The sequence below is a fragment of the Pseudomonas sp. UC 17F4 genome, assembly GCF_900101695.1.
Classification (GTDB): Bacteria; Pseudomonadota; Gammaproteobacteria; order Pseudomonadales; family Pseudomonadaceae; genus Aquipseudomonas.
In genome coordinates this window covers 446,588-472,283 of sequence record NZ_FNKV01000001.1, presented here as the reverse complement: position 1 = coordinate 472,283, position 25,696 = coordinate 446,588, and the positions used below count along the sequence as shown (strand labels likewise).

22 protein-coding genes are annotated in these 25,696 nt (G+C 64.2%); 11 read left to right on the top strand and 11 right to left on the bottom strand.

What is annotated here, in order from left to right:
- Window positions 1-2: 2 nt before the first annotated feature.
- Window positions 3-557: a phosphonate degradation HD-domain oxygenase gene (locus BLR26_RS02105; protein ID WP_093377308.1), complete on the top strand. Its 555-nt coding sequence runs from the start codon at window positions 3-5 to the stop codon at window positions 555-557.
- Here the strand turns inward: BLR26_RS02105 and BLR26_RS02100 are convergent.
- Window positions 540-1,904: a DUF3482 domain-containing protein gene (locus tag BLR26_RS02100; protein ID WP_093377304.1), complete on the bottom strand. Its 1,365-nt coding sequence runs from the start codon at window positions 1,902-1,904 to the stop codon at window positions 540-542. The two genes, BLR26_RS02105 and BLR26_RS02100, sit on opposite strands and share 18 nt — an antisense overlap.
- Window positions 1,897-3,288 carry a DUF2868 domain-containing protein gene (locus tag BLR26_RS02095; RefSeq protein ID WP_093377299.1) on the bottom strand — a complete coding sequence of 464 codons (1,392 nt, stop codon included), beginning with the start codon at window positions 3,286-3,288 and terminating at the stop codon, window positions 1,897-1,899. The genes BLR26_RS02100 and BLR26_RS02095 overlap by 8 nt, the downstream gene beginning before the upstream one ends.
- A 63-nt stretch (window positions 3,289-3,351) precedes the next feature.
- On the opposite strand from BLR26_RS02095, the gene BLR26_RS02090 reads away from it, so the two are divergent.
- Window positions 3,352-3,870 (top strand): dihydrofolate reductase, encoded by a 519-nt coding sequence (locus tag BLR26_RS02090; RefSeq protein ID WP_093377294.1) that lies wholly within the window; start codon window positions 3,352-3,354, stop codon window positions 3,868-3,870.
- A 40-nt stretch (window positions 3,871-3,910) separates the two neighbouring features.
- Here the strand turns inward: BLR26_RS02090 and BLR26_RS02085 are convergent, their stop codons facing one another.
- Window positions 3,911-5,302 (bottom strand): L-cystine transporter, encoded by a 1,392-nt coding sequence (locus BLR26_RS02085; protein ID WP_045201857.1) that lies wholly within the window; start codon window positions 5,300-5,302, stop codon window positions 3,911-3,913.
- A gap of 240 nt (window positions 5,303-5,542) precedes the next feature.
- Between BLR26_RS02085 and BLR26_RS02080 the strand changes: the two genes are divergently transcribed.
- The 4 genes from BLR26_RS02080 to BLR26_RS02065 all read left to right on the top strand — a co-directional run bounded on the left by BLR26_RS02080 (window position 5,543) and on the right by BLR26_RS02065 (window position 10,722).
- Window positions 5,543-6,598: an HAD family hydrolase gene (locus tag BLR26_RS02080; protein WP_093377290.1), complete on the top strand. Its 1,056-nt coding sequence runs from the start codon at window positions 5,543-5,545 to the stop codon at window positions 6,596-6,598.
- Between the two features lie 80 nt (window positions 6,599-6,678).
- Window positions 6,679-7,212, top strand: coding sequence for an RNA polymerase sigma factor (locus BLR26_RS02075; RefSeq protein ID WP_093377285.1), 534 nt, complete (start codon window positions 6,679-6,681; stop codon window positions 7,210-7,212).
- Window positions 7,213-7,241: 29 nt separating this feature from the next.
- Complete coding sequence (locus BLR26_RS02070) at window positions 7,242-8,186, top strand: FecR family protein (protein WP_093377281.1); 945 nt, start codon at window positions 7,242-7,244, stop codon at window positions 8,184-8,186.
- A 130-nt stretch (window positions 8,187-8,316) separates the two neighbouring features.
- Window positions 8,317-10,722, top strand: a complete 2,406-nt coding sequence (locus BLR26_RS02065) for a TonB-dependent siderophore receptor (protein ID WP_093377277.1) — start codon at window positions 8,317-8,319, stop codon at window positions 10,720-10,722.
- Window positions 10,723-10,793: 71 nt separating this feature from the next.
- Here BLR26_RS02065 and ilvD read toward each other — a convergent pair whose 3' ends face one another.
- Window positions 10,794-12,635, bottom strand: coding sequence for a dihydroxy-acid dehydratase (ilvD, locus tag BLR26_RS02060; protein ID WP_093377274.1), 1,842 nt, complete (start codon window positions 12,633-12,635; stop codon window positions 10,794-10,796).
- Between the two features lie 315 nt (window positions 12,636-12,950).
- On the opposite strand from ilvD, the gene BLR26_RS02055 reads away from it, so the two are divergent.
- The gene (locus BLR26_RS02055; protein WP_045201869.1) at window positions 12,951-14,624 is read left to right on the top strand and encodes a DUF4153 domain-containing protein; all 1,674 of its coding nucleotides are present in this window, start codon (window positions 12,951-12,953) and stop codon (window positions 14,622-14,624) included.
- 57 nt (window positions 14,625-14,681) lie between these two features.
- Here BLR26_RS02055 and BLR26_RS02050 read toward each other — a convergent pair whose 3' ends face one another.
- Window positions 14,682-15,878 (bottom strand): class I SAM-dependent rRNA methyltransferase, encoded by a 1,197-nt coding sequence (locus tag BLR26_RS02050; RefSeq protein WP_010222172.1) that lies wholly within the window; start codon window positions 15,876-15,878, stop codon window positions 14,682-14,684.
- A 154-nt stretch (window positions 15,879-16,032) separates the two neighbouring features.
- Here BLR26_RS02050 and BLR26_RS02045 point away from each other — a divergent pair, with 154 nt between their 5' ends.
- Both BLR26_RS02045 and mutM read left to right on the top strand, forming a co-directional pair.
- Window positions 16,033-16,899, top strand: a complete 867-nt coding sequence (locus BLR26_RS02045; RefSeq protein ID WP_045201871.1) for an HDOD domain-containing protein — start codon at window positions 16,033-16,035, stop codon at window positions 16,897-16,899.
- A 3-nt stretch (window positions 16,900-16,902) separates the two neighbouring features.
- Complete coding sequence (gene mutM / locus BLR26_RS02040) at window positions 16,903-17,715, top strand: bifunctional DNA-formamidopyrimidine glycosylase/DNA-(apurinic or apyrimidinic site) lyase (RefSeq protein ID WP_045201873.1); 813 nt, start codon at window positions 16,903-16,905, stop codon at window positions 17,713-17,715.
- A gap of 6 nt (window positions 17,716-17,721) precedes the next feature.
- Here the strand turns inward: mutM and ggt are convergent, their stop codons facing one another.
- The 6 genes from ggt to BLR26_RS02010 form a co-directional block, all read right to left on the bottom strand.
- Complete coding sequence (gene ggt, locus BLR26_RS02035; protein WP_176794199.1) at window positions 17,722-19,410, bottom strand: gamma-glutamyltransferase; 1,689 nt, start codon at window positions 19,408-19,410, stop codon at window positions 17,722-17,724.
- The gene (locus BLR26_RS02030) at window positions 19,410-19,661 is read right to left on the bottom strand and encodes a YfhL family 4Fe-4S dicluster ferredoxin (RefSeq protein WP_093377271.1); all 252 of its coding nucleotides are present in this window, start codon (window positions 19,659-19,661) and stop codon (window positions 19,410-19,412) included. The genes ggt and BLR26_RS02030 overlap by 1 nt, the downstream gene beginning before the upstream one ends.
- A gap of 108 nt (window positions 19,662-19,769) precedes the next feature.
- Window positions 19,770-20,249: a pantetheine-phosphate adenylyltransferase gene (gene coaD, locus BLR26_RS02025; protein WP_038997673.1), complete on the bottom strand. Its 480-nt coding sequence runs from the start codon at window positions 20,247-20,249 to the stop codon at window positions 19,770-19,772.
- Between the two features lie 112 nt (window positions 20,250-20,361).
- The gene (locus BLR26_RS02020) at window positions 20,362-21,960 is read right to left on the bottom strand and encodes a GMC family oxidoreductase (RefSeq protein ID WP_093377268.1); all 1,599 of its coding nucleotides are present in this window, start codon (window positions 21,958-21,960) and stop codon (window positions 20,362-20,364) included.
- A 27-nt stretch (window positions 21,961-21,987) separates the two neighbouring features.
- Complete coding sequence (locus BLR26_RS02015; RefSeq protein ID WP_093377265.1) at window positions 21,988-22,521, bottom strand: twin-arginine translocation pathway signal protein; 534 nt, start codon at window positions 22,519-22,521, stop codon at window positions 21,988-21,990.
- 25 nt (window positions 22,522-22,546) lie between these two features.
- Window positions 22,547-23,980: a coniferyl aldehyde dehydrogenase gene (locus tag BLR26_RS02010; RefSeq protein ID WP_093377260.1), complete on the bottom strand. Its 1,434-nt coding sequence runs from the start codon at window positions 23,978-23,980 to the stop codon at window positions 22,547-22,549.
- Between the two features lie 150 nt (window positions 23,981-24,130).
- On the opposite strand from BLR26_RS02010, the gene BLR26_RS02005 reads away from it, so the two are divergent.
- Window positions 24,131-24,796, top strand: coding sequence for a TetR/AcrR family transcriptional regulator (locus BLR26_RS02005; RefSeq protein ID WP_045201895.1), 666 nt, complete (start codon window positions 24,131-24,133; stop codon window positions 24,794-24,796).
- A 39-nt stretch (window positions 24,797-24,835) separates the two neighbouring features.
- Window positions 24,836-25,690, top strand: coding sequence for a sulfurtransferase (locus BLR26_RS02000; protein WP_093377255.1), 855 nt, complete (start codon window positions 24,836-24,838; stop codon window positions 25,688-25,690).
- Window positions 25,691-25,696 lie beyond the last annotated feature (6 nt).

The window sequence follows — 25,696 nt, the reverse complement described above, 5'->3', positions numbered from 1 at the left end:
TCATGGTTAGTGCCGAACAGATTGTCAGCGAGGTCTTCGCCTTGTATCAGCAGCATGGCAATGAGGACTACATCGGCGAGCCGGTTTCGCAGCTCGAGCATATGTCCCAGGCGGCGCAACTGGCGTTGGCCGAGGGCTATGACGATGAGGTGGTACTGGCGGCGTTCTTCCATGACATCGGCCATATCTGTGGCAGCGCCGAAGGCGACATGGGCGGCTATGGTGTGGTCAGCCATGAGCGTGTTGGCGCCAACTACCTGCGCCGCTGCGGCTTCAGCGAGCGTTTGGCCAGGCTGGTGGAGTACCACGTCGAGGCCAAGCGCTACCTGACCTTGCGCCAGCCGGGTTATTACCAGCGCCTGAGTGAGGCCAGCCGGCGCACCCTGGAGTACCAGGGCGGGGTGATGAGCGAGGCCGAGGCCGATGCCTTCGAGCAAGACCCGCTGTGCACGTTGAGCCTGCGCATGCGCCAGTGGGATGAGCTGGCCAAGGAGATGGATGTGCCGGTGATTGACCTGCAACTGCTCAAGGGCAAGGCGCTAAAGCTCCTGCACTAGCGCATCTATCTGCTCCTGGCGCTCGGCCTGATTCACTTTCGCCCCGGGATTGAGCGACGACCACTGCGGATGCGCCCGGGCCTTGCCCAGCGCTTGCGGCAGCTTGCCTTCGCGCCAGGTCTGTTCTTGTGGCGCCGTCAGCTTGATTCGCTCCAGCGCCGCATGGCCACGGGCATCCAGGGCGTGAATCAGCTGATGCTGACGCAACGCCAGCAGGCGCAACACACTGTCATCTACCGTCAACTCGCGCTGGCCCTTGAGTTTGCCGAGCAGGCGTGAGCCGTAGCTGCGGGCAGTCTGTAGCGCACCACCGGCTATCGCCCCGGCCAGCGCCGCGGCACCGAGGGTCAGGCCGCCGACCAGCAAATCGACCCCGGCCCCGGCCGCCGCACCGGCTGCCACGCCACTGCCCAGGCGTACACCGAGCAGCTTGAGGGTTTCCGGGTTGAACAGGTCATCGCCCCAGCGCCCGTCGAGCAAAGGCAGGTCGCTGCTGGCGGCGTCTTCCTTGCGAAACGCATAGAGCTTGAGCAGCGCTTCGACGCAGCGTTGCTCGCGCTGGCGCACATCGCGGCGCAGGGCTTCGATGGCCACGGCTTCGGCGCCAGGCTCGGCGACCACACTGCGCCGGCAAGCGGCGCAGTCGAGCAGCAGGTCGGCGACCAGGCGCTTGGCGCTTTCACGCCGGGCCTGGCGCTGGGCCTGCTGATCGTCGATCAGGCGTTGCAGCGCTGGTCGTGAGTGCTCCAGCATCAACGCCAGGCTTTCGTACAGGCGGCGCTCGCCGTCTTCTGGCGGGGCGACGCTGTCGAAGCGCACCAGCGCATGCAGCCCCAGGCGCGCCAGGGCTTCGCGCCAGTCAGCTTCGCGATGGTCGCTACTGGCGACGAAGTTGAGCACCGGTAGCAACGGCCTGCCGCAGCCGGCCAGCACTTGCAGTTCGTCGCGGTACTTGGCCAACACCGGCTCGCGGGCATCGATCACATACAGGCCGGCATCGCTGGCCAGCAGTTGGCGCAGCACCTTGGCCTCCTGCTCGAAACGCTGGCGCGCCTCGCTACCCCGCAGAAAGCGCTCCAGCCGTGCCGGGCCATCGAGGCGTTCGCCCGGCCGTTCCAGGCGCTCAAGGTAGTCGAGCAGGGCGATGGCGTCTTCCAGCCCCGGGGTGTCGTAGAGTTCGAGCAACGGCTCGCCGTCCACCGACAGGCGTGCGCCCTCGACATGACGGGTGGTGCTCGGCCGATGCGAGACCTCGCCGAAGCCGACATCGCGGGTCAGGGTGCGCAGCAGCGAGGTCTTGCCAACGTTGGTGTGGCCGACCACGGCCAGTTTCAGCGGCTTAGTCATGGCCATGCTCCAGCCAGTTCAGCGGGGCGCTGTCGGCGTAGCTCAAACCCAGCTGTTCCAGGGCCTGATGCCAGTCGCCCAGGCGTTCAGCGTCCAGCGCCTGACCGGGCATTGCCTGCAGCAGCCAGATGCGCGTGGCCCCGGCATTGCGCGCAAGCTCGGCGAGTAGCGCCAGGCTGCCGCGGTCGGGCGAGCGGCGCGGGTCGCAGGCAATCGCCAGGCGCGCTGGCGGAAAACGGCTGAGCTGTTCCAGCAGTTTGTTGCGCGACTCGCGGCTATCGAGGATACCGGCGTTGCTCACCGTTGCCGGCAGGGTAGGTGGCCACGGGCGTTTGTCGTCCAGCTCCAGGCCGACCAGCAGGGCGCCTTCGCTGTGTTCTTCACCAACGCCACGCACGATCTGCGGCAAGGCATCAGGCGCGGCGTCGTTGACGCCCAGGCGTTCGCTGCTGGGCATCAGCACATCGCGCAGCTGGCTGTAGCCGGGCAGCTTGAGGTCAAGTTGCAGGCGTGCCCGGCCACTGCGCCAGCGCCACAGGCACAGGGCGGCAAGCAGCAGGCGCGGAACGATACCGTATACCAGCAGCACGCCGAGCAGCCAGCCGGCCCAGGCCTGGCGGGCCAGCTCAAGTGCCGGTTGCGTGTCGCCGCTGGCGCGGATCATGGCCACGTCCGGCACGCTGAAGCCGAGTAATGCGGGCAGGGCGCCAAGGGCCTGGGTCAGGGCGACGAAGGTGTCGGCGCCGAGAATGGTGGTTTCCCAGACGAAGCCGTAACGTCGGGTGGCCAGCAGCATCAGCAGCATCAACAGCGCAGCGCTCAAGGCCAGCAGCCACAGGCTGTGCACCAACAGGCCGAGCAGCCAGCGATTGAGTTTTTGTCGCTGCAGCATCACCAGCAGGGCGGGGGCCAGGTGTGCGGCCTGGGCATCGCGGGCGAATTTTTCGCTCAGCCACAGCCACAGGCGACCAAGGCTGGCGCCCTGTTCACCGGCCAGAAAAAAGCCCAGCAGCCAGCCCAGCAACAGCAGCAGGTTCAACCCGAGCAGGCTGCCCAGGGCCCAGAACACGTTGACCGGGCGCAGGCTGTCGCCGAGGGCGGCCAGGGCCAGGCCGGCGCCGCTGAGCACGGCCAGTACCACCAGGGCTGCCAGCGCCAGGCGAGCGCCTTGTTTCCAGTGTTGCAGGGCGCTGCGCATGCCGTCGCGTTCGGCCAGCCACAGGGCGCGGCTTTCGATGCGCGCCGGCAGGTCGCCGCCTGCCTGGCGGGCGCGGCGGTTGGCTTCCTGGTCTTCCAAGGGGCCTGCATGTTCTTCGCGCAGGCGCACGGCTTCGGTGAGCCAGCGTTTGTCCAGGTCAGTCAGTGCAGTCACACGGTCTTCCATTGATCAAGTCAGCCCAAAGCATAACCCAGGCATCGAAGATCGGGCTTTGCTATCCTCGCCGGCATGAAAACATCACTCCCCCTCAGCCTGATCGCGGCCCTCGCCGAGAACCGCGTGATCGGCATCGACAACAGCATGCCCTGGCACTTGCCGGGGGATTTCAAGTATTTCAAGGCCACCACCCTGGGCAAGCCGATCATCATGGGGCGCAAGACCTGGGATTCGCTGGGTCGCCCACTGCCGGGGCGCCTGAACCTGGTGGTCAGCCGCCAGCCGGGCTTGCAGCTCGAAGGTGCCGAAGTGTTCGCCTCGCTGGAGGCTGCCATTGAGCGTGCCGAGCAGTGGGCACTGGCGCAGGGCGTCGACGAGCTGATGCTGATCGGCGGCGCGCAGCTGTATACCCAGGCCATCGAGCGCGGCCTGGCGGATCGCCTGTACCTGACCCGGGTTGAGCTCAGCCCGCAAGGGGATGCGTGGTTTCCTGAGTTTGATGCGGCGCAGTGGAAGCTGGCGTCGACTCAGGCCAATCCGGCTGAGGGTGACAAGCCGGCGTATCACTTCGAGGTCTGGGAAAAGGCCTGAAATGCATCGCGGGGCAAGTTGTGGCCCCGCGATGAGGTCGTCAGGAGTGCGTCAGCTGCGCATGTTCCTGCGCATCCAGCACCGACTTGTCGGTCTGTTTGAGCATCTGGCTGGTAATCGCCCCGGCCGTCATTGAGCCGTTGACGTTCAGCGCCGTGCGGCCCATGTCGATCAGCGGCTCGACCGAGATCAGCAAGGCCACCAGCTCCACCGGCAAGCCCATGGCCGGCAATACGATCAGCGCCGCGAACGTCGCACCGCCGCCGACACCGGCAACACCTGCCGAGCTCAGGGTGACGATCGCCACCAGGGTGGCAATCCACAGCGGGTCAAACGGATCGATGCCCACCGCTGGCGCCACCATCACCGCCAACATTGCCGGGTACAGGCCGGCACAGCCGTTCTGGCCAATGGTTGCGCCAAATGACGCGGCAAAGCTTGCGATCGACTGCGGAATACCCAGGCGCAGGGTTTGCGCCTCGATGCTCAGCGGGATGCTGGCGGCGCTGGAGCGGCTGGTGAAGGCGAAGGTCAGTACCGGCCAGACCTTGCGGAAGAAGCGCAGCGGGTTGACGCCGCTCATCGCCAGCAGCACGCCGTGTACCACGAACATCAGGCCCAGGCCGATGTACGAGACCACCACGAAGCTGCCGAGCTTGAGGATGTCGTCGAGGTTCGAGCTGGCCACTACCTTGGTCATCAACGCCAGCACGCCGTAGGGGGTGAGCTTCATCACCAGGCGCACCAGGCGCATCACCCAGGCTTGCAGGGTGTCGATGGCGGCCAGGGCGCGGTTGCCCTTCTCGGCGTCATCCTTGAGCAACTGCAGGGCGGCCATGCCGAGGAACACGGCAAAGATCACCACGCTGATGATCGAGGTCGGCTTGGCCCGGGCCAGGTCGCCTACCGGGTTGCTGGGGATGAACGACAGCAGCAATTGCGGGATGTTCAGGTCGGTGACCTTGCCCACGTAGTCGCTCTGGATCGCCGCCATGCGCGCGGTTTCGGCGGTACCGGCCACCAGGCCTTCGGCGGTCAGGCCAAACAGGTTGGTCAGCACGATACCGATCAGCGCGGCGATGGCCGTGGTGAACAGCAGCGTGCCGATGGTCAGGAAGCTGATCTTGCCCAGCGACGAAGCATTGTGCAGGCGCGCCACGGCACTGAGGATCGAGGCGAAGATCAGCGGCATGACGATCATCTGCAGCAACTGTACGTAGCCGTTGCCGACCAGGTCGAGCCAACTGATGGTGGCCTTGAGGACCGGGTTGCCGGCGCCGTAAATGGCATGCAGGGCAGCGCCAAACAGCACGCCGAGGACCAGGCCGACCAGCACTTTCTTGGCCAGGCTCCAGTTGCCATGACGGGTTTGCGCCAGGCCTAGCAGCAAGGCCAGGAACGCCAGCAGATTGAGAGACAACGGCAGATTCATTGAAGCTCCAGGAAAAAAGGCGGGGCATCGCCTCTGTGTGCGATTGCGAACAGAAATGCTAACAGCATGAAAACCAACGAATTTATATCGAAATGGAATTTCGATAGTCGTTTTTGGAATAACGCCAGGTCGCAAACAGAATGCTCGTGGCCGCTCAGGGGCGTGTCGGTGTCGCTGTCGGGTCGGTGCGCATTGCAGGCTTTGCTAGCGTGGGCGGGCCACTTTTCTGGAGAAAAGCACATGACGTCTGCTCCGAAAATCCTCGCCGCCGGCCTCGCCCTGTTGCTTACCGGGCACAGCTGGGCCACCGAGCTCAAGCACTGGCCGGCCGAGGCTGCCAAGCAACTGGACAGCATGATCGCGGCCAATGCCAATAAGGGCAACTATGCGGTCTTCGACATGGACAACACCAGCTACCGCTTCGACCTCGAAGAATCGCTGCTGCCGTTCATGGAGAACAAGGGCCTGCTCAGCCGCGACAAACTCGACCCGTCGCTCAAGCTCATCCCCTTCAAAGACACCGCCGAGCACAAGGAGAGCCTGTTCAGCTACTACTATCGGCTCTGCGAAATCGACGACATGGTCTGCTACCCCTGGGTCGCCCAGGTGTTTTCCGGTTTCACCCTCAAGGAGCTCAAGGGCTATGTCGACGAGCTGATGGCCTCGGGCAAGCCGGTGCCGAGCACCTATTACGAGGGTGATCAGGTCAAGCCCATTGAGGTGCAACCGCCGAAAGTGTTCGCCGGCCAGGCCGAGCTGTTCAACAAGCTGATGGAGAACGGCATTGAGGTCTACGTGATCAGCGCCGCCTCCGAAGAGCTGGTGCGCATGGTCGCTGCCGACCCCAAGTACGGCTACAACGTCAAACCGCAGAACGTGATCGGCGTCAGTTTGCTGCTCAAGGACCGCAACAGCGGCGCCCTGACCACCGCGCGCAAGCAGATCAGCGCCGGCAGCTATGACCCGCAGGCCAACATGGGCCTTGAGCTGACCCCGTATCTGTGGACCCCGGCCACCTGGATGGCCGGCAAGCAGGCGGCCATCCTCACCTATATCGACGAATGGAAGAAGCCGGTGCTGGTCGGTGGCGATACTCCGACCAGTGACGGCTACATGCAGTTTCATAGCGTCGACGTGGCCAAGGGCGGCATCCACCTGTGGATAAACCGTAAGGCCAAGTACATGGACCAGCTCAACGGCATGATCGCCAAGCATGCCGCGGCGCAGGCCAAGGAAGGCTTGCCGGTGACGGCGGACAAGAACTGGGTGATCGTTACGCCGGAGCAGATTCAGTAAGCAAAATAGATATCAATTGCGAATTCATCTCATCTTCTGCTAGCGTGCGCGCACCTTGAGGTCCATCGCCAGGAAGTACCGTGTCTTCGTGGAATACGCAGATTGCCCGCCTGTTTGCCGAGCACAAGAAAGCGCTGGAAGCCTTTGTTGCGCGCCGCACGGGCAATTCGCAGGTGGCAGCCGACCTGACCCAGGAGTCTTTCCTGCGCCTGGCGCGGCTGCCTGCCGACAAGAAGATCGACAACCTGCCGGCCTTTCTTTTCACCATTGCCAGCAACCTGATCCGTGACCACCAGCGCCAGGCCATCCGCCGCGAGCGCCTGGACGGCGGTGAGCCCAGCGACGAGCTGGCCTGCGAAACGCCCGGGGCCGACGAGCAACTCTCGGCGCTGCAGGAACAAGCGCTGATGCACGAGGCCATTCAGGCCCTGCCCGAGGCGACCCGGCATATCTTCCTGCTTTATCATGTCGACGAATGTTCCTACCGGGAAATTGGCGAGCGGCTGCAGATTTCCCCGCGTAGTGTCGAATACCAATTGCGCCGTGCGCTGATCGACTGCCGGGCCTTTATCAAGGCGCGCTTGCTCAGTGGCACGCCGGGGCCGCGTCCATGAACCGGCCATTTGCAGTGACGGATAGCCCGATGACCGACCCTCACGCCACGGATGCCGACGACCTGTTCGCCGAAGCCAGTGGCTGGTACTACCGCCTGCAGGCCGACGACGTCACGCCCGCAGAGCGTGAGGCCTTCAGCGCCTGGCTGGGCCAGGGCCCGGAACAGGCCCAGGCCTGGGACGAGGTGCTTGGCCTGCTCGGGGCCCTGCGTGAGCCGGCACGGCAACTGCGTCAGGCCCAGCGCGCGCGTTGGCGCCGACCGCGGCTGCAGCTCTGGGCGAGTGCCGCGGCGGTATTGCTGATGGTCGCTTTACTGGTGAATAGCCCCTGGCCGGACCGCTGGCGTGCCGACTACGCCACCGCCACTGGCGAGTCGCGCAGCATTGCCTTGGCGGACGGTTCGCAACTGCAGCTCAACACCGACACGGCCGTGCAGGTCGAGCTGGCAGGTGGCGAGCGGCGGGTGCGGCTGCTGCGTGGCGAGGCGTGGTTCGAGGTCAGCCATGATCCGGCGCGGCCATTCGTGATTCGCTCCGGCGATGGCTGGGTGAAGGTGGTGGGCACGCGTTTCAGCGTCGCCCGGGAAGGTGACCAGACCCGAGTGCGGGTTGCCCAGGGCAAGGTCCAGGTCGGTGCCGACAGCCATCAGTCGGTGCTGCTGGAGCCTGGTCGCGCCGTCGAGTATCGCGGCACACAACTGGGTTCGGCACATGCTTTCGATGTGGCCGCCGAGTTCGCCTGGCGCCAACGCCAGCTGGTGTTCCGCGAGCAGCCGCTGGTCGAAGTGGTCGATGCTCTCAACCGCTACTGGCCGGGGCAGACCCTGGTGCTGGGCGAGGGCCTGCGTCAGCGCAAGGTCTCGGGGGTGTTCGAGATCGACAAGCCCGAGGCGGTGCTCAAGGCCCTGACCCACACCCTGGGCCTGCGCGCCGAGCATTACACCCCGTATCTGCGGGTGTTGCGTGAGGGCTGAAAAATTTCTTACGAAAGTTTCAGGGTTTCCCCAGTAGCTGACGTCCTTGATCTCGTAGGCGCAAATAATAAGCACTCTCAGACAGTGCGGCGCTATTCAACGACTTCGACGATTCTGGGGAGCTTCACTGATGGAACATACCACCGCCACCCGGCGCCTGCCCGGCGTGCCCACCCTGCTGAGCCTGGCCATTGCCCTGGGCTGCGGCACACTGGCAACGCCGATACTGGCCGTGCCTGCCGCGCAAGCGCAGGAGTATCGCTTCGAGATTCCGGCGCAATCGCTGGATGCAGCGCTGGCGGCTTTCAGTGCGGTTACCCGGGTGCAGGTGCTGGTCGGCGCCGAGGTCACTCAGGGCTTGCGCTCCCCGGGCATCAGCGGCAGTTATCCACAGGACCAGGCACTGGCCCGCCTGCTGGCTGGCACTGGCCTGAGCGCCAGCTACATCGATCGCGACAGCGTGACCCTGGAAAAACGCCAGGGTGAAGAGGCGGCGCTGCAGTTGGGCGCGACCATGGTCGGCGGCAAGGTGCTTGGGGCTACTACCGAAGGCAGCCAGTCCTACACCACCGGTGCGTTGACCATCGGCAAGGGCGAACAGAAGCTCAAGGACATTCCGCAGTCGGTGTCGGTGGTCACCCGCCAGCGCCTGGACGACCAGAACATGAACAGCCTGCAGGACGCCATGCGTCAGGTGACCGGGGCGACGATCAAAAGCTACAACTCCGGCTCCAGCCTCAACGACGTGTACATGCGCGGCTTCCTGGTCGATCAGGTGCAGGTCGATGGTGTTTCGCAAATGACTGGCCAGGGCGACCTGATGACCAGCTTCGACCTGGCGATGTTCGACCGCGTCGAAGTGCTGCGCGGGCCTTCCGGCCTGTACCAGGGCGCGGGTGAACCTGGTGGCACCATCAACCTGGTGCGCAAGCGCGCCCTAGGCCAGTTCGCCCTGAGCGGCGAGCTGTCGGCAGGCTCCTACGATCATTACCACTCGACCGTCGACATCACCGGCCCGCTCAACAGCGACGGCAGCCTGCGCGGGCGCTTCGTCACCGCCTACGAAGACAACAAGTCCTTCGTCGACTACGCCCAGAACGAGCGGCCAATGGTTTACGGCCGGCTGGAATACGACGTGACCCCGGACACCACCCTGTCGCTGGGCGGCGCCTATCAGAAAAACCATTCGACCCCGGCGTTCGGCCTGCCGGCGTACGCCAATGGCAAGCTGCTGGACGTCAAGCGCTCGACCTTTGTCGATGCCAAATGGAACGAACTGGACGAGCACGTCTGGGAAAGCTTCTTCGAAGTCGATCATGCCCTGGACAACGGCGGCCAGTTCAAGACCTCGCTGACCTACCGCGACGCCGAGACCCCGACCCGCAACTTCACCTGGAGCGACGGTGCGGTCGACCCGGCCACCGGCGCCAGCTCGGCCGTGGCCTATTCCTACTACACGCACATCAAGACCCTGGGCCTGGACAGCTTCGTGACCTTGCCAGTGGAAGCCTTTGGCCGTACCCACGAGCTGACGGTGGGCGCCGAATACCAGCACCTGGACAAGGACTTCACCTACGGCGGCGGAGAATACTTCGACACCAACGTGTTCGACCCGGGCAGCATCAATATCCCTAAGCAGAAGTACCAAATGGACAACGGCAACTGGTCGAAATCGCACCAGTACGGCCTCTACGCCCGCACCAAGATCAGCGCCACCGACTGGCTGGACGTGATCCTCGGCAGCCGGGTGACCTGGTTCGAAAGCGAAGCGCACAACGCCAACGCCTTCTTCAACAACTTCAACAGCACCGAGTCGAGCATCAACCGCAAGGTCATCCCCTATGGCGCGCTGGTGGCCAAACTGACCCCGGAACTGTCGGCCTATGCCAGCTACACCAGCGTGTTCAAGCCGCAGACCGATGTGAATGCCGGCGGCGAGACCATCGCCCCGCGCAAAGGCAAGCAGTACGAAATCGGCCTCAAGCGCGAGTTTTATGAGGGGCGCTTGAATGGCAGCGTGGCGCTGTTTCGCATCTACGACGAAAACCGCGCCGAGCTGGTCGCCAACAACCAGTACTACGAGCCGCAAGGCAAGATCCGTAGCCAGGGTTGGGAAACCGAGCTGAGCGGCAACCTCACCGACAACTGGAGCATCAGCACCGGCTACGCCTTCACCATGCTCAAGTCGCTGAGCGGCGAAGACACCAACCAGGGCACCACCATCACCCCCAAGCACAACTTCAACCTGTGGACGCGCTACGAGTTCGCCGATGGCCCGTTGAAGGACTTCAGTGTCGGTGGCGGGCTACGGGCGGTGAGCGCCACCTACTACAAGCGTGACGTCGACTTCGTCCAGGGCGGCTACAGCATTGCCACGGCCCAGGTAGGGTACAAAATCAACCAGAACCTGTCGGCAACGCTGACGGCCAACAACCTGTTCGATCGTACCTACTATGAGCGGGTGGACAGTTCGTGGGGGTCGAACTTCTATGGCGAACCGCGCAACCTGACCTTTACTGTACGGGCCAAGTACTGAGTTGAGGCCATCGCGGGGCAAGCCCGCTCCCACACCTGTAGGAGCGGGCTTGCCCCGCGATGCTTTTCTGCTTACAGCCCGTCGAGCAGTGCCTTGTTGCGTACCGCGCCCTTGTCGGCACTGGTCGCCAGCAGGGCGTAGGCCTTGAGCGCCGTGGTCACTTTGCGTGGCCGCGCTTCGACCGGCTTCCAGCCTTTCTTGTCTTGCTCGACACGGCGCGCCGCCAGCTCTTCATCGCTGACCAGCAGGTTGATCGAGCGGTTGGGGATGTCGATCAGCACCTTGTCGCCGTCCTGCACCAAGCCGATAGCGCCGCCGGCTGCGGCTTCTGGCGAAGCGTGGCCGATCGACAGGCCCGAGGTGCCGCCAGAGAAACGGCCGTCGGTGAGCAGGGCGCAGGCTTTGCCCAGGCCCTTGGACTTGAGGTACGAGGTCGGGTAGAGCATCTCTTGCATGCCCGGGCCGCCTTTCGGGCCTTCGTAGCGGATGATGACGATGTCACCGGCCTTCACTTCGTCAGCAAGGATGCCGCGCACGGCGCTGTCCTGGCTTTCGAAGATCTTGGCGTTGCCTTCGAAGACGTGGATCGACTCGTCGACGCCGGCGGTTTTCACCACGCAGCCGTCCAGGGCGATGTTGCCGTACAGCACGGCCAGGCCGCCTTCTTGCGAGTAGGCGTGCTCGACGCTGCGGATGCAGCCGTTTTCACGGTCGTCGTCCAGGCTCGGCCAGCGGGTCGACTGGCTGAACGCGGTCTGGGTCGGAATACCGGCCGGGCCCGCCTTGAAGAAGTGGTGCACCGCTTCGTCGCTGGTCTGGGTGATGTCCCACTTGGCGATGGCTTCTTCCATGCTCGGGCTGTGCACGGTCGGCAGGTCGGTGTGCAGCAGGCCGCCACGGGCCAGCGAGCCGAGGATGCTGAAGATGCCGCCGGCGCGGTGGACGTCTTCCATGTGGTACTTCTGGATGTTCGGCGCCACTTTGCACAGCTGCGGCACTTTGCGCGACAGGCGATCGATGTCGCGCAGGTCGAAAGCGATCTCGGCTTCCTGGGCGGCGGCCAGCAGGTGCAGGATGGTGTTGGTCGAACCGCCCATGGCGATGTCGAGCATCATGGCGTTCTCGAACGCCTTGAAGTTGGCGATGTTGCGCGGCAGTACGCTCTGGTCGTTGTCGCCGTAGTAGCGCTTGCACAGCTCGACGATGGTGCGTCCGGCCTGCAGGAACAGCTGCTCGCGGTCGCTGTGGGTGGCCAGGGTCGAACCGTTGCCCGGCAGGGCCAGGCCCAGGGCTTCGGTCAGGCAGTTCATCGAGTTGGCGGTGAACATGCCGGAGCACGAACCGCAGGTCGGGCAGGCGCTGCGCTCGTACTCGGCGACTTTTTCATCGCTGGCAGTGGAGTCGGCGGCAATGACCATGGCATCGACCAGGTCCAGGCCGTGGCTGGCCAGTTTGGTCTTGCCGGCTTCCATCGGCCCGCCGGAAACAAAGATCACCGGGATGTTCAGGCGCAGGGCGGCCATCAGCATGCCGGGGGTGATCTTGTCGCAGTTGGAGATGCAGACGATGGCGTCGGCGCAGTGGGCGTTGACCATGTACTCGACCGAGTCGGCGATGATCTCGCGGCTTGGCAGCGAATAGAGCATGCCGTCATGGCCCATGGCGATGCCGTCGTCGACCGCGATGGTGTTGAATTCCTTGGCCACGCCACCGGCGCGTTCGATCTCGCGAGCCACCAGCTGGCCGAGGTCCTTCAGGTGCACGTGGCCCGGGACGAACTGGGTGAACGAGTTGGCGATGGCGATGATCGGTTTCTTGAAGTCTTCGTCCTTCATCCCGGTGGCACGCCAGAGGGCGCGGGCGCCGGCCATATTGCGGCCGTGGGTGGACGTTTTCGAGCGGTAATCAGGCATGAAGCACTCCTGGCGGCTAATCAGGTAACAAAAAGGGGAGTGAGCTTCTCTTGTCCTTTGCACCGAAGGCAGGTGGCCGCTGGTACGGATGAAGCCGAGATCGCCGCGGGATCGCCGTGCGCTCGGCCAGAGCTCATAAACCCGCCGGGGATGACTGGCGATGAATAGCCCGATTCTACACCGCTGCGGCCTTGAGGGAATGGCGTTGTGATAATTGGCCGTTGGCGCAGCCCGCAAGGTAAAGGCCTTGGCGTCGGCTGCCAGGCTTTGGGTAGACTTGCGCGCTTCGCACCCCACTGGCCAAAAGGATTTGCAATGCCTGCGATAAGTCGATCTTTACTGTTCTACCTGGCCATTGGCCTGCTGCAAGGCCTGGTGTTCCTCTTCGCCAGGCACATCCAGATTGATATCGCCGGGCTGCCATTTGGCCTGTGCGCCGCCGTGCTGGTGGCCGGGGTCAACCTGCAACTGCTCGGCAGTGCGGTGTTGCAACGCGGTACCGCCTGGCTGGTCCTGGGCCTGACGCTGCTGATCGGCTTTATCAGCAGCTGGACCTTCAGCCAGGACACGCTGGGCTGGGTCTGGCAGAGCTCATGGCTGGCCGCGGTTGTGGTGACCTACATCGGCACCGCCTTCATCCTCAGTTGGCCGACCCGCGAAGGGCTGCGGCCGCGTTATGAAGACCTGTTCCGGCATGCCTGGAACAACATCTTCATCGTCCTCCTGGCGCTGCTGTTCACTCTGTTGTTCTGGCTGCTGCTGTGGCTGTGCGGGCGCTTGTTCCTGATGCTCGGCATCCCCCAGGTCGAAGATGTGCTGACCTCGGCGCCAGTGGTGCGTATCGGTCTGGCTGTGGTGTTCTCCCTGGGGATGCGCATGGGCCTGGAGAACGAAAAGGTCATCGGCCTGTTGCGCGGTGTGCTGCTGACCCTGTGCCGTGTGTTGCTGCCACTGAGCGCACTGATCGCCTTGCTGTTCAGCCTGATGCTGCCGTTTACCGGGTTGCAGCCGATCTGGAACACCGGCTACTCGACCACCATCCTGCTGTTGCTGGTGGCTATCAACCTGTTTTTGGTCAACGGCGTGTTCCAGGATGGCCATCAGGCCAATCCTTATCCGGGTGTGCTCAAGCGCCTGGTCGAGGCCTGCTTGCTGTGCTTGCCGGTGCTGGTGGCGTTGGCGGGCTATTCAAGCTGGTTGCGGGTGAATCAGTACGGCCTGACGCCTGAGCGTATTCTCGCCCTGTTGCTGATCGGTGTGATGCAGGTGCACAGCCTTGCTGCGTTGTGGGCGGTGTTCGCCTCGGGCAAGGGCTGGCTCAATAGCCTGCGGGTCAGTAACCCGTGGATTGCCCTGCTCAGCGCGGTGCTGGTGGTGCTGTTCTATACGCCGCTGCTGAACCCTTTGCAGCTCAGTGCCAACAACCAGGTCGAGCGTCTGCTTAGCGGGCGCACCGCGATCCAGGAATTCGATGCCAGAACCTTGTATCACGGCCTGGGCAAGCCGGGACGTGAGGCGTTCACGGCGCTGCAAGAGCGGCTCAAGACTGACGAGCTGTTCGACGCTGAAGGCCGCAAGAGGCTGCAGTGGATCATGGAAGAATCCCACGCGCGGTACGGCGAAGACACTCGCGGGCCGAAACTGGAATGGTTGGGCCCCGAGCAGCCTGGCAGCGAGGCGTTCGCCAAGATGGTCATGGCCGAGACTCAATGCACCGGCAGGGGCTGCTTTTTGTGGGGCGTGGACATGGATGGCGACGGGCGCAACGAAGTGTTGATGATCCCGCGGCACACCTACGCATCCAGCGTTTTTCTGTTTGCCCGCGAGGGCAAGGGTGAGTGGCGCGAAGTCGGTAGCCTGCACAGTATTCGCGATAACACCGAGCGCCTGGTTCAGCTGATCCGCCATGGCCAGATGAAACCGGTGATGCCGCGCTACAAGACGCTGACCATTGATGGTGTTGACCTGACCTGGCAGCCCAACCGCTAGCGTCTTGCAGGCGAAAAAATCCCGGCACCAGGCCGGGATTTTTTATTGCACCACGCCTTAGCTGTTAGGCAGCAGGCGGCAGGTGATGCTCTTGATGTAGCGGGTTTCCGGGATCGCCGGGTGCACCGGGTGATCCGGGCCCTGGCCGCCGCGCTCGAGCAGCTGGATGTTGCGGTCCAGGTGACGGGCGCTGGTCAGCAGGATGTTCTGCAGGTCGTCTTCAGGCAGGTGCATCGAGCACGATGCGCTGACCAGAATGCCGTCCTTGGTCAGCAGGCGCATGGCTTGCTCGTTCAGGCGGCGGTAGGCGCCTTCGCCGTTTTTCAGGTCTTTCTTGCGCTTGATGAAGGCGGGCGGGTCGGCCACGATCACGTCGAAACGCTCTTCGGAGGCCTTGAGCTCTTTCAGCGCTTCGAACACATCGCCTTCGATGCAGGTCAGCTTCTCGGCAATGCCGTTGAGCCCGGCGTTACGCTCGACGCCGTCCAGAGCGAAGCCCGAGGCATCGACGCAGAACACTTCGCTGGCACCAAAGGCACCGGCCTGCACGCCCCAGCCGCCGATGTAGCTGAACAGGTCGAGCACGCGCTTGCCCTTGACGTACGGCGCCAGGCGCGCGCGGTTCATGCGGTGGTCGTAGAACCAGCCGGTCTTCTGGCCTTCCATGACCGGCGCTTCGAACTTCACGCCGTTCTCTTCAAGGGCCACCCATTCCGGCACCAGGCCGAACACGGTTTCAACGTAACGGCCCAGGCCTTCGGCGTCGCGCGCGGCCGAGTCGTTCTTGAACAGGATGCCGGTGGGCTTGAGCACCTGGACCAGCGCGGCAACCACGTCATCCTTGTGCTGTTCCATGGTCGCCGAAGCGAGCTGGACCACCAGGATATCGCCGAAACGATCGACCACCAGGCCCGGCAGCAAGTCGGAATCGCCGTACACCAGGCGGTAGAACGGCTTGTCGAACAGACGCTCGCGCAGCGACAGGGCGACGTTGATGCGGTGCACCAGCAGCGATTTGTCCAGGGCCAGCTTGGCGTCACGTGACAGCAGGCGGGCGCAGATCAGGTTGTTCGGGCTCATGGCGACGACGCCCAGGGCCTTGCCGCCGGCGGTCTCGAGGATCGCCTGGTCACCGGCCTTGAAGCCATGCAGCGGGGTCGCGGCGACGTCGATTTCGTTGCTGTAGACCCACAGGTGGCCGGCGCGCAGGCGGCGGTCGGCATTGGCTTTGAGACGAAGGCTGGGCAGGGACATGACGTCGCTCCGGGAAAAAAGAGCGGGATTATAACCCGATGCCTGACGCCTCGATGGGGAATAGCGACAAATTGCAACAGAGCGATGGCCTTTAGCTTCACCGCTGGCCAGTACGATCAGGTTAGAATCGCCGCTCAGCCCCGAGTGTGTACTTATGTCCCAGGAACTCTCCGCCGAACAGATCCAGCATGCCCTGCAAGGCATCAGCGTACCGCCGCAGCCGCAGATCATGGTTGACCTGCAGTTCGAGCAATACATGCCCGACCCTGACCTGGAGGTGATCGCCAAGCTTATCTCCCAGGACCCGGGCCTGTCCGGCGCGCTGCTCAAGCTGGTCAACTCGCCGTACTACGGCCTGACCAACAAGATCGCCTCGATCCAGCGCGCGGTGAACCTGCTCGGCAGCCGCTCGATCATCAACCTGATCAACGCCCAGTCGATCAAGGGCGAGATGAGCGACGACACCATCGTCACCCTCAACCGTTTCTGGGACACCGCCCAGGACGTAGCCATGACCTGCCTGACCCTGGCCAAGCGCATCGGCTCGCAGGCGGTGGACGAAGCCTATGCCCTGGGCCTGTTCCACGATTGCGGCGTGCCGTTGATGCTCAAACGCTTCCCCGAGTACATGAGCGTGCTCGAGGATGCCTACGCCAGTGCCGGTGCCGAGCAGCGGGTGGTCGACACCGAGAACCAGGTGTTCAACACCAACCACGCGGTGGTCGGTTACTACACCGCCAAGTCGTGGCGCCTGCCCGAGCACCTGAGCAACGCCATCGCCAACCATCACAACGCCCTGGCGGTGTTCAGCGATGACTCGGCGCGCAACAGCCAGCTGAAAAACCTGCTGGCGATCCTGAAAATGGCCGAGCACATCTGCGCTTCGTACCGGGTGCTGGGCAACCAGAGCATCGACCACGAATGGAATACCGTCGGGCACCTGGTGCTCGATTATGTCGGCCTGTCCGAGTATGACTTCGAGAACCTCAAGCAGACCATTCGCGAACTGGGCGGTCACTGATCCATGCCGGAATTGCCAGAAGTCGAAACCACCCGGCGCGGTATTGCGCCTTACCTGGAGGGCCAGCGGGTCAGCCGGGTAATCGTGCGCGACCGGCGCCTGCGCTGGCCGATCCCCGAGGACCTCGACATTCGCCTTTCCGGGCAGCGCTTCGTCAAGGTCGAGCGGCGCGCCAAGTACCTGCTGCTCAATGCCGAAGTGGGCACCCTGATCAGCCACCTGGGCATGTCCGGTAATTTGCGCCTGGTCGAGATTGGATTGCCGGCGGCCAAGCACGAGCATGTGGATATCGAACTGGAGTCGGGCCTGGCCTTGCGCTACACCGACCCGCGGCGCTTCGGCGCGATGCTCTGGAGCCTCGATCCGCTCAACCATGAGCTGCTGATCAAGCTCGGCCCGGAGCCATTGACCGATCTGTTCGACGGCGAGCGGTTGTTCCAGCTGTCGCGGGGCAAGTCGATGGCGGTCAAGCCGTTCATCATGGACAACGCGGTGGTGGTCGGGGTTGGCAATATCTATGCAACCGAGGCGCTGTTCGCTGCCGGTATCGACCCGCGCCGCGAAGCCGGGGGCATTTCCCGGGCGCGCTACCTGAAGCTTGCGATCGAGATCAAGCGCATCCTCGCCTGCGCCATCGAGCGCGGCGGCACCACCTTGCGCGACTTTATCGGCGGCGACGGCCAGCCGGGCTACTTCCAGCAGGAACTGTTCGTCTACGGGCGCGGGGAAGAGCCTTGCAAGGTCTGCGGCAGCATCCTGCGTGAGGTCAAGCTTGGCCAGCGCGCCAGCGTCTACTGCCCACGCTGCCAGAAGTGAAGGTGCTCAGCGCGGGCTGAGCACTTGTGCGGCACCCACGCCGCGGGGGTCGCTGGCGGCTTCGAGGGTTTGCCCGGCCTTGTCCCAGTACAGCACTTGCTGATTGCCATAGCTGCGGCCCAGGTCCTTGAGCGGGTAGCCGCGCGCCTGCAGCTCGCGCTGCTGCCCGGTGCTGAAAGCCCCCGGTTCGTGCTCGACCACATCGGGCAGGTACTGGTGGTGATAGCGCGGCACCGCCGGCCATTCGGCCACCGGCCGGCCCTCAAGAAAGCCCATCATCGACAGCAGCACCATGCTCGGAATACGGCTGCCGCCCGGCGTGCCGAAGGCGGCGAACTGGGTCGGGCTCTCGATAAAGCTCGGGCTCATGCTCGACAGCGGCCGTTTGCCGGCGGCCACGGCATTGGCCTGGCTGCCGGCCAGGCCGTAACTGTTGCTGCCACGCGGGTCGGCGGCAAAGTCGTCCATTTCGTTGTTCAACACCACGCCGGTGCCCGGGGCAGTAAACGCGGCGCCGAACGGCAGGTTGACCGACAACGTCGCGGCCACGGCATTGCCGTCAGCGTCGATCACTGCAAAGTGGGTGGTGTGATCGCCCTCGCGCCAGGCCGGGGCGGGCGGCAGGCTGCTGCTGGGCGTGGCCTGGCGGACGTCGATGCTGTCGGCCAGCGACGTCAGGTAATTACGCGCGAGCAGCTGTGGTATCGGATTGCTGACGTAGTCCGGATCGGCGAGCAGGCCGCGGTCACGGTAGGCCCGGCGCAATACTTCCAGTACGTAATGGCTGCGCTGTACAGGCTCGGCGCTCTGCCAGGGCAGGCGCTGCAGCATCGCCAGGCTCTGGGCCAGGGCCACGCCACCGGCCGAGGGCGGTGGGGCGCTGATCAGTTCGCGTTGATTGGCCAGCTGGTAGCGCAGCGGCTCGCGTTTGGCGGTGCGGTAGTTGGCCAGGTCATCCAGGCTCCAGATCCCGCCCGCGGCCTGTACCCCCTGCACCATGGCCTGGGCGCTCGGGCCGGCATAGAAACCGTCGCGGCCCTGGCTGGCGATACGTTCAAGGGTTATGGCCAGTTGCGGTTGGCGGATTTTAGCGCCCAGGGCCGGCACTTCACCGTTGATCAGGAACAGACGGGCGCTTTCTGGATCGTCGCGCAGTGCGCTCAAGCGCATCTGCGCGCGGTCGCGATAGATGCGGTCGACGGCAAAGCCCTGGTTGGCCAGGCGAATAGCCGGGGCCAGGGTACTTTTCAGTGGCAGCTTGCCGTAATGGGCAGCAAGGTCGGCGAGGGCTGCCGGCAAGCCGGGAATCGCCGCCGCCAGCGGGCCATTGATCGACAAGCCCGGCTGGACCTTGCCGTCCTTGAGGTACATGGCTTCGCTGGCCTTGCCAGGTGCGCGCTCGCGGGCATCGATAAAGGTATAGCGGGCGGGGGTGTCGCCCTCGCGCAGCAGGAAGAAGCCACCGCCGCCCAGGCCTGAACCATAAGGTTCGACCACCGCCAGCGCGGCGCTGACGGCAATGGCGGCGTCAAAGGCGTTACCGCCTTGCTCGAGAATTTCGCGTGCGGCGGCAGTCGCGTCGCTATGCGGCGTGGCAATCGCCGCGCGGCCCGGGCCTTGTGCCTGGGCACTGGCCATCCCCAGCGCCAGTACGGCGCCAAGGACCAGCGGGGCAAGCCGGGCGACGAACGGCATCAGGCCTTGCCGGTAATTCGGCGGTATTTTTCCATCAGCTGCTCTTCGCTCTCCGGATGTGCTTCATCCAGCGGGATGCAGTCAACCGGGCAGACTTGCTGGCATTGCGGCTCGTCGTAGTGGCCGACGCACTGGGTGCACAGGTTGGGGTCGATCACGTAGATCTCTTCGCCTTGAGAGATCGCAGCGTTCGGGCACTCGGGTTCGCAGACGTCGCAGTTGATGCAATCGTCGGTGATGATCAGGGACATGGGGACTCCGGCCAGGGCTCAGAACCCGGGCATTTGAAAACCAATGGGCACAATTGTGCCGCATTAGCGCCCGCAGTGCACGCGGGCGCCATGGTCAAATCACCGATGTCACTTCTTGAAGCGTTCGGTCAGGGCCTCGGCCACCACCGGGTGGACGAATTTAGTGATGTCACCGCCCAGCGCCGCGATTTCCCGGACCAGGGTCGAGGAAATGAACGAATAGCGCTCTGAAGGGGTGAGGAACAGGCTCTCGACGTCGGGCGCCAGTTGGCGGTTCATGTTCGCCAGCTGGAACTCGTACTCGAAGTCTGAAACAGCCCGCAGGCCGCGCAGGAACACATTGGCCTGCTGTTCCTTGGCGAAATGCGCCAGCAAAGTGGAGAAGCCGATGACTTCGACATTGGGCAGGTGCTTGGTGACCTCGCGAGCCAGTTCCACCCGTTGCTCCAGCGGGAACAGTGGGTTTTTCTTCGGGCTGGCGGCGACCGCAATGATCACCTGGTCGAACAGCCGCGAGGCACGCTCGACCAGATCGCCATGGCCCTTGGTAATAGGGTCGAAAGTACCTGGGTACAACACTCGGTTCATCGCGTCGTCCTGGCAGGAGTGCGTTGGGGAGTCGGATGGTATCGCAGCAGTGGCGGTCGGCCAAGTCGCCCGACCACGCTGAAGGCACTATAGACAGTGCGGCCATTTGTTGTCATCTGCCAGCCACCAGGCGCGCGGCCAGGGCGTCGCTGAGCCGGGCACTGAGGCCGTACACCGACAATTGCGGGTTGGCGCCGATGCTGGTGGGGAACAGCGAGCCGTCGTGAATCGACAGGTTTTCCAGCTGATGGTGCCGGCCCAGGCTGTCGCACACCGCCTGGCGCGGGTCTTCGCCCATGGCGCAGCCGCCCATGACATGGGCGCTGCCCAGGCGGGTACGAAACAGTTCAAGGTTCAGGCCGTCGATCATCTGCCGCGCCTCGGCCAGGTTTTTTGCATGGCGGGCATCGCTGTGCACCGGCATCACGCTGTCGGCGCCAGCGGCGAACTGGATCTCGGCCATGCTCTGGAAAGCCCGGCGCACGCCGTCCCAGGCATAGGCCGACAGCGGGTAGTCGAGCACCGGCGAGCCATCGCCGCGCAACTGCACCTCGCCGCCGACGCTGTCGGGGTGAAAACCGTCGCGCAGCAGGGCGAGCATCACGTGGGTGTGCGGCAGTTGCTCCATGCGCAGGGCGTTGTCCTTGCCGAAGCTGCCCAGCAAGGTGCTGGCCAGCGCTGGGTGCAGGGGCGGCACCTCGAGCTTGTAGCCGATCGGCCCGTTGACGCCGTCGCGCCACTGGAAATGGTCGGAGTAGATCGACTGCGGCGCGCCGTAGAACGGATTGACCTTGTCCTTGAACAGCCCGGCGCTGAAGTTGACCAGGTGCAGGAAGGTCCGCTTGCCCAGGCGCTCATGGGGGTCCGGAGCGTCCGAGCGCAGCAGCAGGCCGGGGCTGTTGATGCCGCCACCGGCAAGGATGTAATGCCGGGCCTTGACCCGGATCTGCCGGCCAGTGGGCTCGACGCAGCGCGCGTCCATGGCCACGCACTGCAGGCCGCTGATCTGTTCGCCGTTGTGTTCCAGGCGCTCGGCGCGGGCCAGGTACAGCAGCTCGCCGCCGTGCTCAAGGGTCGCCGGGATGCTGGTGACCAGCATCGACTGCTTGGCGTTGACCGGGCAACCCATGCCGCAATAGCCCAGGTTCCAGCAGCCGCGCACGTTGCGCGGGATCACTTTCCAGCTGTAGCCCAGCGCTTCGCAGCCGCGGCGCAGTGCTTCGTTGTTGGCGTTGGGCGGCATGATCCATGGCTCGATACCCAGGCGCTGTTCCATGCGTGCGAACCAGGGCGCCAATTCGGCGCTGCTCAGGCCTTTTACCCCGTGTTCGCGGGCCCAGTGCTCCAGGGTTGGCGCGGGGGTGCGAAAGCTCGAGGTCCAGTTGATCAGGGTAGTGCCGCCGACTGCGCGGCCTTGCAGGATGGTGATGGCGCCGTCCTTGCTCATACGCCCGATGCCTTCCTGGTAGAGGCTGGCGTAGGCCTGGTCTTCGAGCATGTGAAAGTCGCTGCTGGTTTTCAGCGGGCCTTCTTCGATGAGCAGTACCTTGAAGCCTGCAGCACTGAGCAGCTCGGCACTGGTGGCGCCGCCGGCGCCGCTGCCGATAATGGCGATGTCGGTTTCAAGGCTCAGGTCCTGGTCCAGGCGCGAGGCGTCACGGGTTTTCCAGCCACGGCCAAGGCCGTCGCGAAACAGGTCGGGTAAGGGCATGTTCAGCCTCTTGTGGTTATCGGTGGATCAGACCTTGGGTGGCCCTGGGTAGCCGCAATGGGCCCAGGATTGCGGCAGTTCGTACCAGGCCATGTGCAGCAGTTGCAGCAGCGAGGCATGGCCCATGCGCAACAGGTTCAGCGAGCTGTCCTGCCAGCGCTGCAAAAAGGCTTCGATCTGCACGCTGCTGGCGTTGTCCCAACTGCCCCAGATGCCGGTCAACGGCCCGCGGGTGAGCGTCATGGCGAGCACGTCGAACAGTTGCCGGGTCAACTTGAGCATGGCCGGCGACAGCGCGGCGAGCTTGTTGTCCAGCCCGCGCAGCAAGGCTTCGCGGTTGTCCGCCGCCTGGGTGCCAGCCAGGACTACCGGAATCAGCGCGTGGAGGATCGGCAAGTCGTTTTCGCGCAGGGTAATGAAGCCGCTGGCCGGTGTTTGCGCCGAGCAGCCGCTAAGGCTGGCGCCCAACCCGGCGGTGGCAAGCAAGGCGCTGGCGCCGAGGCTGAACTTGAGCAGCCCACGCCGGCTCAGCGCGGGGTTTACAGGCAGGCTTGTGGTCATTGTTATCAGGCCCGAGGGTGGTTTTTCAGCGAATGAACAGTGTGTACACCAGCTTGAGCAGCCCCTTGCCGTAAGGCGGGTAGATCAGCCGCGCGGCGTTGAAACGCTGCTTGGCGAACACCGCCTTGGCCTTGCTGAAGGTCAGGAAACCTTCATGGCCGTGGTAATGGCCCATGCCCGAGGGGCCAATGCCGCCGAACGGCAGGTCGTCCTGGGCGACGTGCAACAGGGTGTCGTTGAGGCACACGCCGCCAGAGTGGGTCTGTTCCAGTACCCGTTGCTGCTCGCTGCGCTCGTAGCCGAAGTAATACAGCGCCAGTGGGCGCGGGCGTTGATTGATGTAGGCCAGCGCCTGGTCGAGGCTGTCGTAGGGCACCAACGGCAGCAGCGGGCCGAAGATTTCGTCCTGCATCACGCGCATGTCGTCGCTGACTCCGAGCAGCAGGTGCGGCGGCAGGCGCCGGCCATGGCGTGGCTCTTGTGGGTACAGGTCGATGATCTCGGCGCCCTTGCTGCGGGCATCCTCGAGGTAACTCTCCAGGCGGGCCAGGTGGCGCGGGTTGATGATCGCGCTGTAGTCCGGGTTGTCGGCCAGGGTCGGGTAAAAGCGCCGTACGACGTCGCGGTAGGCCGTGGCGAAGTCCCCCAGGCGATCACGTGGCACCAGCACGTAGTCGGGAGCCACGCAGGTCTGGCCGGCGTTGAGGGTCTTGCCGAAGGCGATGCGTTCGGCTGCGTCGGCCAGCGGCACGCTGGCCGAGACAATGGCCGGCGATTTGCCGCCCAGTTCCAGGGTCACTGGCGTTAGGTTGTGCGCGGCGGCGAGCATCACCTGGCGGCCGACGCTGGTGGCCCCGGTAAACAGCAGGTGATCGAACGGCAGGCGCGAGAAGGCCTGGGCAACGTCGGCCTCACCCAGCACCACGCTGACCAGGTCTTCGGGGAAGATCTTGTCGAGCAGTTGCTGGAGCAACAGGCCGGTCGCCGGGGTTGCTTCGCTGAGCTTGAGCATTACCCGGTTGCCGGCGGCCAGGGCGCAGGTCAGCGGGCCGATGGCAAGAAACAGCGGGTAGTTCCACGGCACGATGATGCCGACCACTCCCAGCGGTTGGTACTGGACCTCGGCGCTGGCCGGCTGAAAGGCCAGGCCGACCTTGCGCCTGGAGGCTTTCATCCACTGCTTGAGGTGCTTTTCGCCATGGCGCAGGCCCTGAATGCTCGGCATCAATTCGGCCAGCAGGGTTTCGTTGGCACTACGGCCAGAGAAGTCCTCGTTGATCGCTGCGATCAACGCGTCCTGTTGCTCCAGCAGGGCTTCGCGCAGGCTTTTCAGCCATTGCCGGCGCTGTGGCGCAGAGGGCAGGGGGGTGCCGGCAAAGGCCTGGCGCTGGGTGGCGAACACCGCGTCAAGGGCGGCGAATTCGGTGGGCGGCAGGGAGCGGGTAGCGTCGGCGAGCATGCGAAACTCCACGGCAAGGCAGGTTTTCTAGAGCATATACTCTAATATGTGCCCGGTGCGACTGTTTTTCACAGCGCCTGCGGGTACATACCGGTGTGGATACACCGTAAGATGGACCTATTCATTCAAGCTCAACGCCTGGAATTGATCATGGCCCCGCGTATCAAGACCCGCGAGCGCATCGTGCAGAACAGCCTGGAGCTGTTCAACCAGCAGGGCGAGCGCAGTGTCAGCACTAACCACATTGCCGCGCACATGGAGATTTCGCCCGGCAACCTGTACTACCACTTCGCCAACAAGCAGGAAATCATCGCCGTGCTCTTCACCCAGTATGAAGAGCTGGTGGAAAGCTTTTTGCGCCCGCCCCAGGGGCGTGTTGCAACAGTCGAAGACAAGCGCTTCTACCTCAAGGCGTTGCTGGCGGCGATGTGGAACTACCGCTTTCTGCACCGCGACCTGGAACACCTGCTCGACAGCGACAAGGAACTGGCCGCCCGTTACCGGCGCTTCTCCCAGCGCTGCCTGCTGCAGGGCCAGGCGATCTACCGCGGCTTTGTCGAGGCCGGCATCGTCGAGATGGACAGCGTGCAGATCGAGTCGCTGACCCTCAATGCCTGGATCGTGCTTACGTCCTGGGTGCGTTTTCTCTGTACCACTCGCGAAAATTCCGCGCACTTGAGTGAAGAAGCCTTCAAGCGCGGTGTCTATCAGGTATTGGTGCTGGAGCTTGGCTTCGTCACCGCCAAGGCGCGCCCCGCCGTCGACGCCTTGTGCCAGGAATTCTACGTTTCGCTTAACCAGGCGCTGGAGCAATAACGCCCGGGCCTTATCCGTTCAATCGTTCAGGAGACTGTCATGCCCCTCGCGCAACTGATCACCGCCCAGCAATTGGCCGAACGCCTGGAGGCGCCGGCGCTGGTGATTCTCGATTGCCGTTTTGCCCTGGAAGACATCGATTATGGTCAGCGCAGTTATGCCGAGGGGCATATTGCCGGGGCGCACTTTGCCGACCTTGAGCGCGACCTCAGCGGGCCGATCATCAAGGGCGTGACCGGCCGCCACCCGTTGCCGGACCCGGAGCGTCTGGTCGAGCGCCTGCGGGACTGGGGCATCGACAACGACAGCGAAATCGTCCTCTACGACGACGGCCCAGGTGCCTTCGCGGCCCGGGCCTGGTGGCTGCTGGCCTGGCTGGGCAAGCGCAGTGGTGTATTCATCCTCGATGGCGGCCTCAAGGCCTGGCACGCGGCCGGGCTGCCGCTGAGCCTTGATCCGCCGGTCAAGCGCGAAGGCAACTTCAGTGGTGAGCCGGACGCCAGCCTGGTGCTGGATGCTGCGCAGTTGGGCGAGTGCCTGGGCAAGCCGGAGCTTACGTTGATCGATGCCCGTGGCCTGCCGCGCTTTCGCGGCGAGGTCGAGCCGATCGATCCGGTGGCCGGGCATATTCCCGGTGCACAATGCGCAGCCTTTACCGACAACCTCGGCGCCGACGGGCGGTTTCTGCCGGCCGAGCAGCTCAAGCAGCGCTTTGCCCAGAAGCTGGACAAGCGTTCGCCAGAGCAACTGGTCGCTTACTGCGGGTCGGGGGTGACGGCTTGCCACAACCTGTTTGCCCTGGCGCTGGCGGGGTATCCGCTGGGCAAGCTGTATGCGGGCTCGTGGAGTGAGTGGATTACCGACTCCAAGCGGGCGGTGGCCACTGGCGACTGAAAAGCA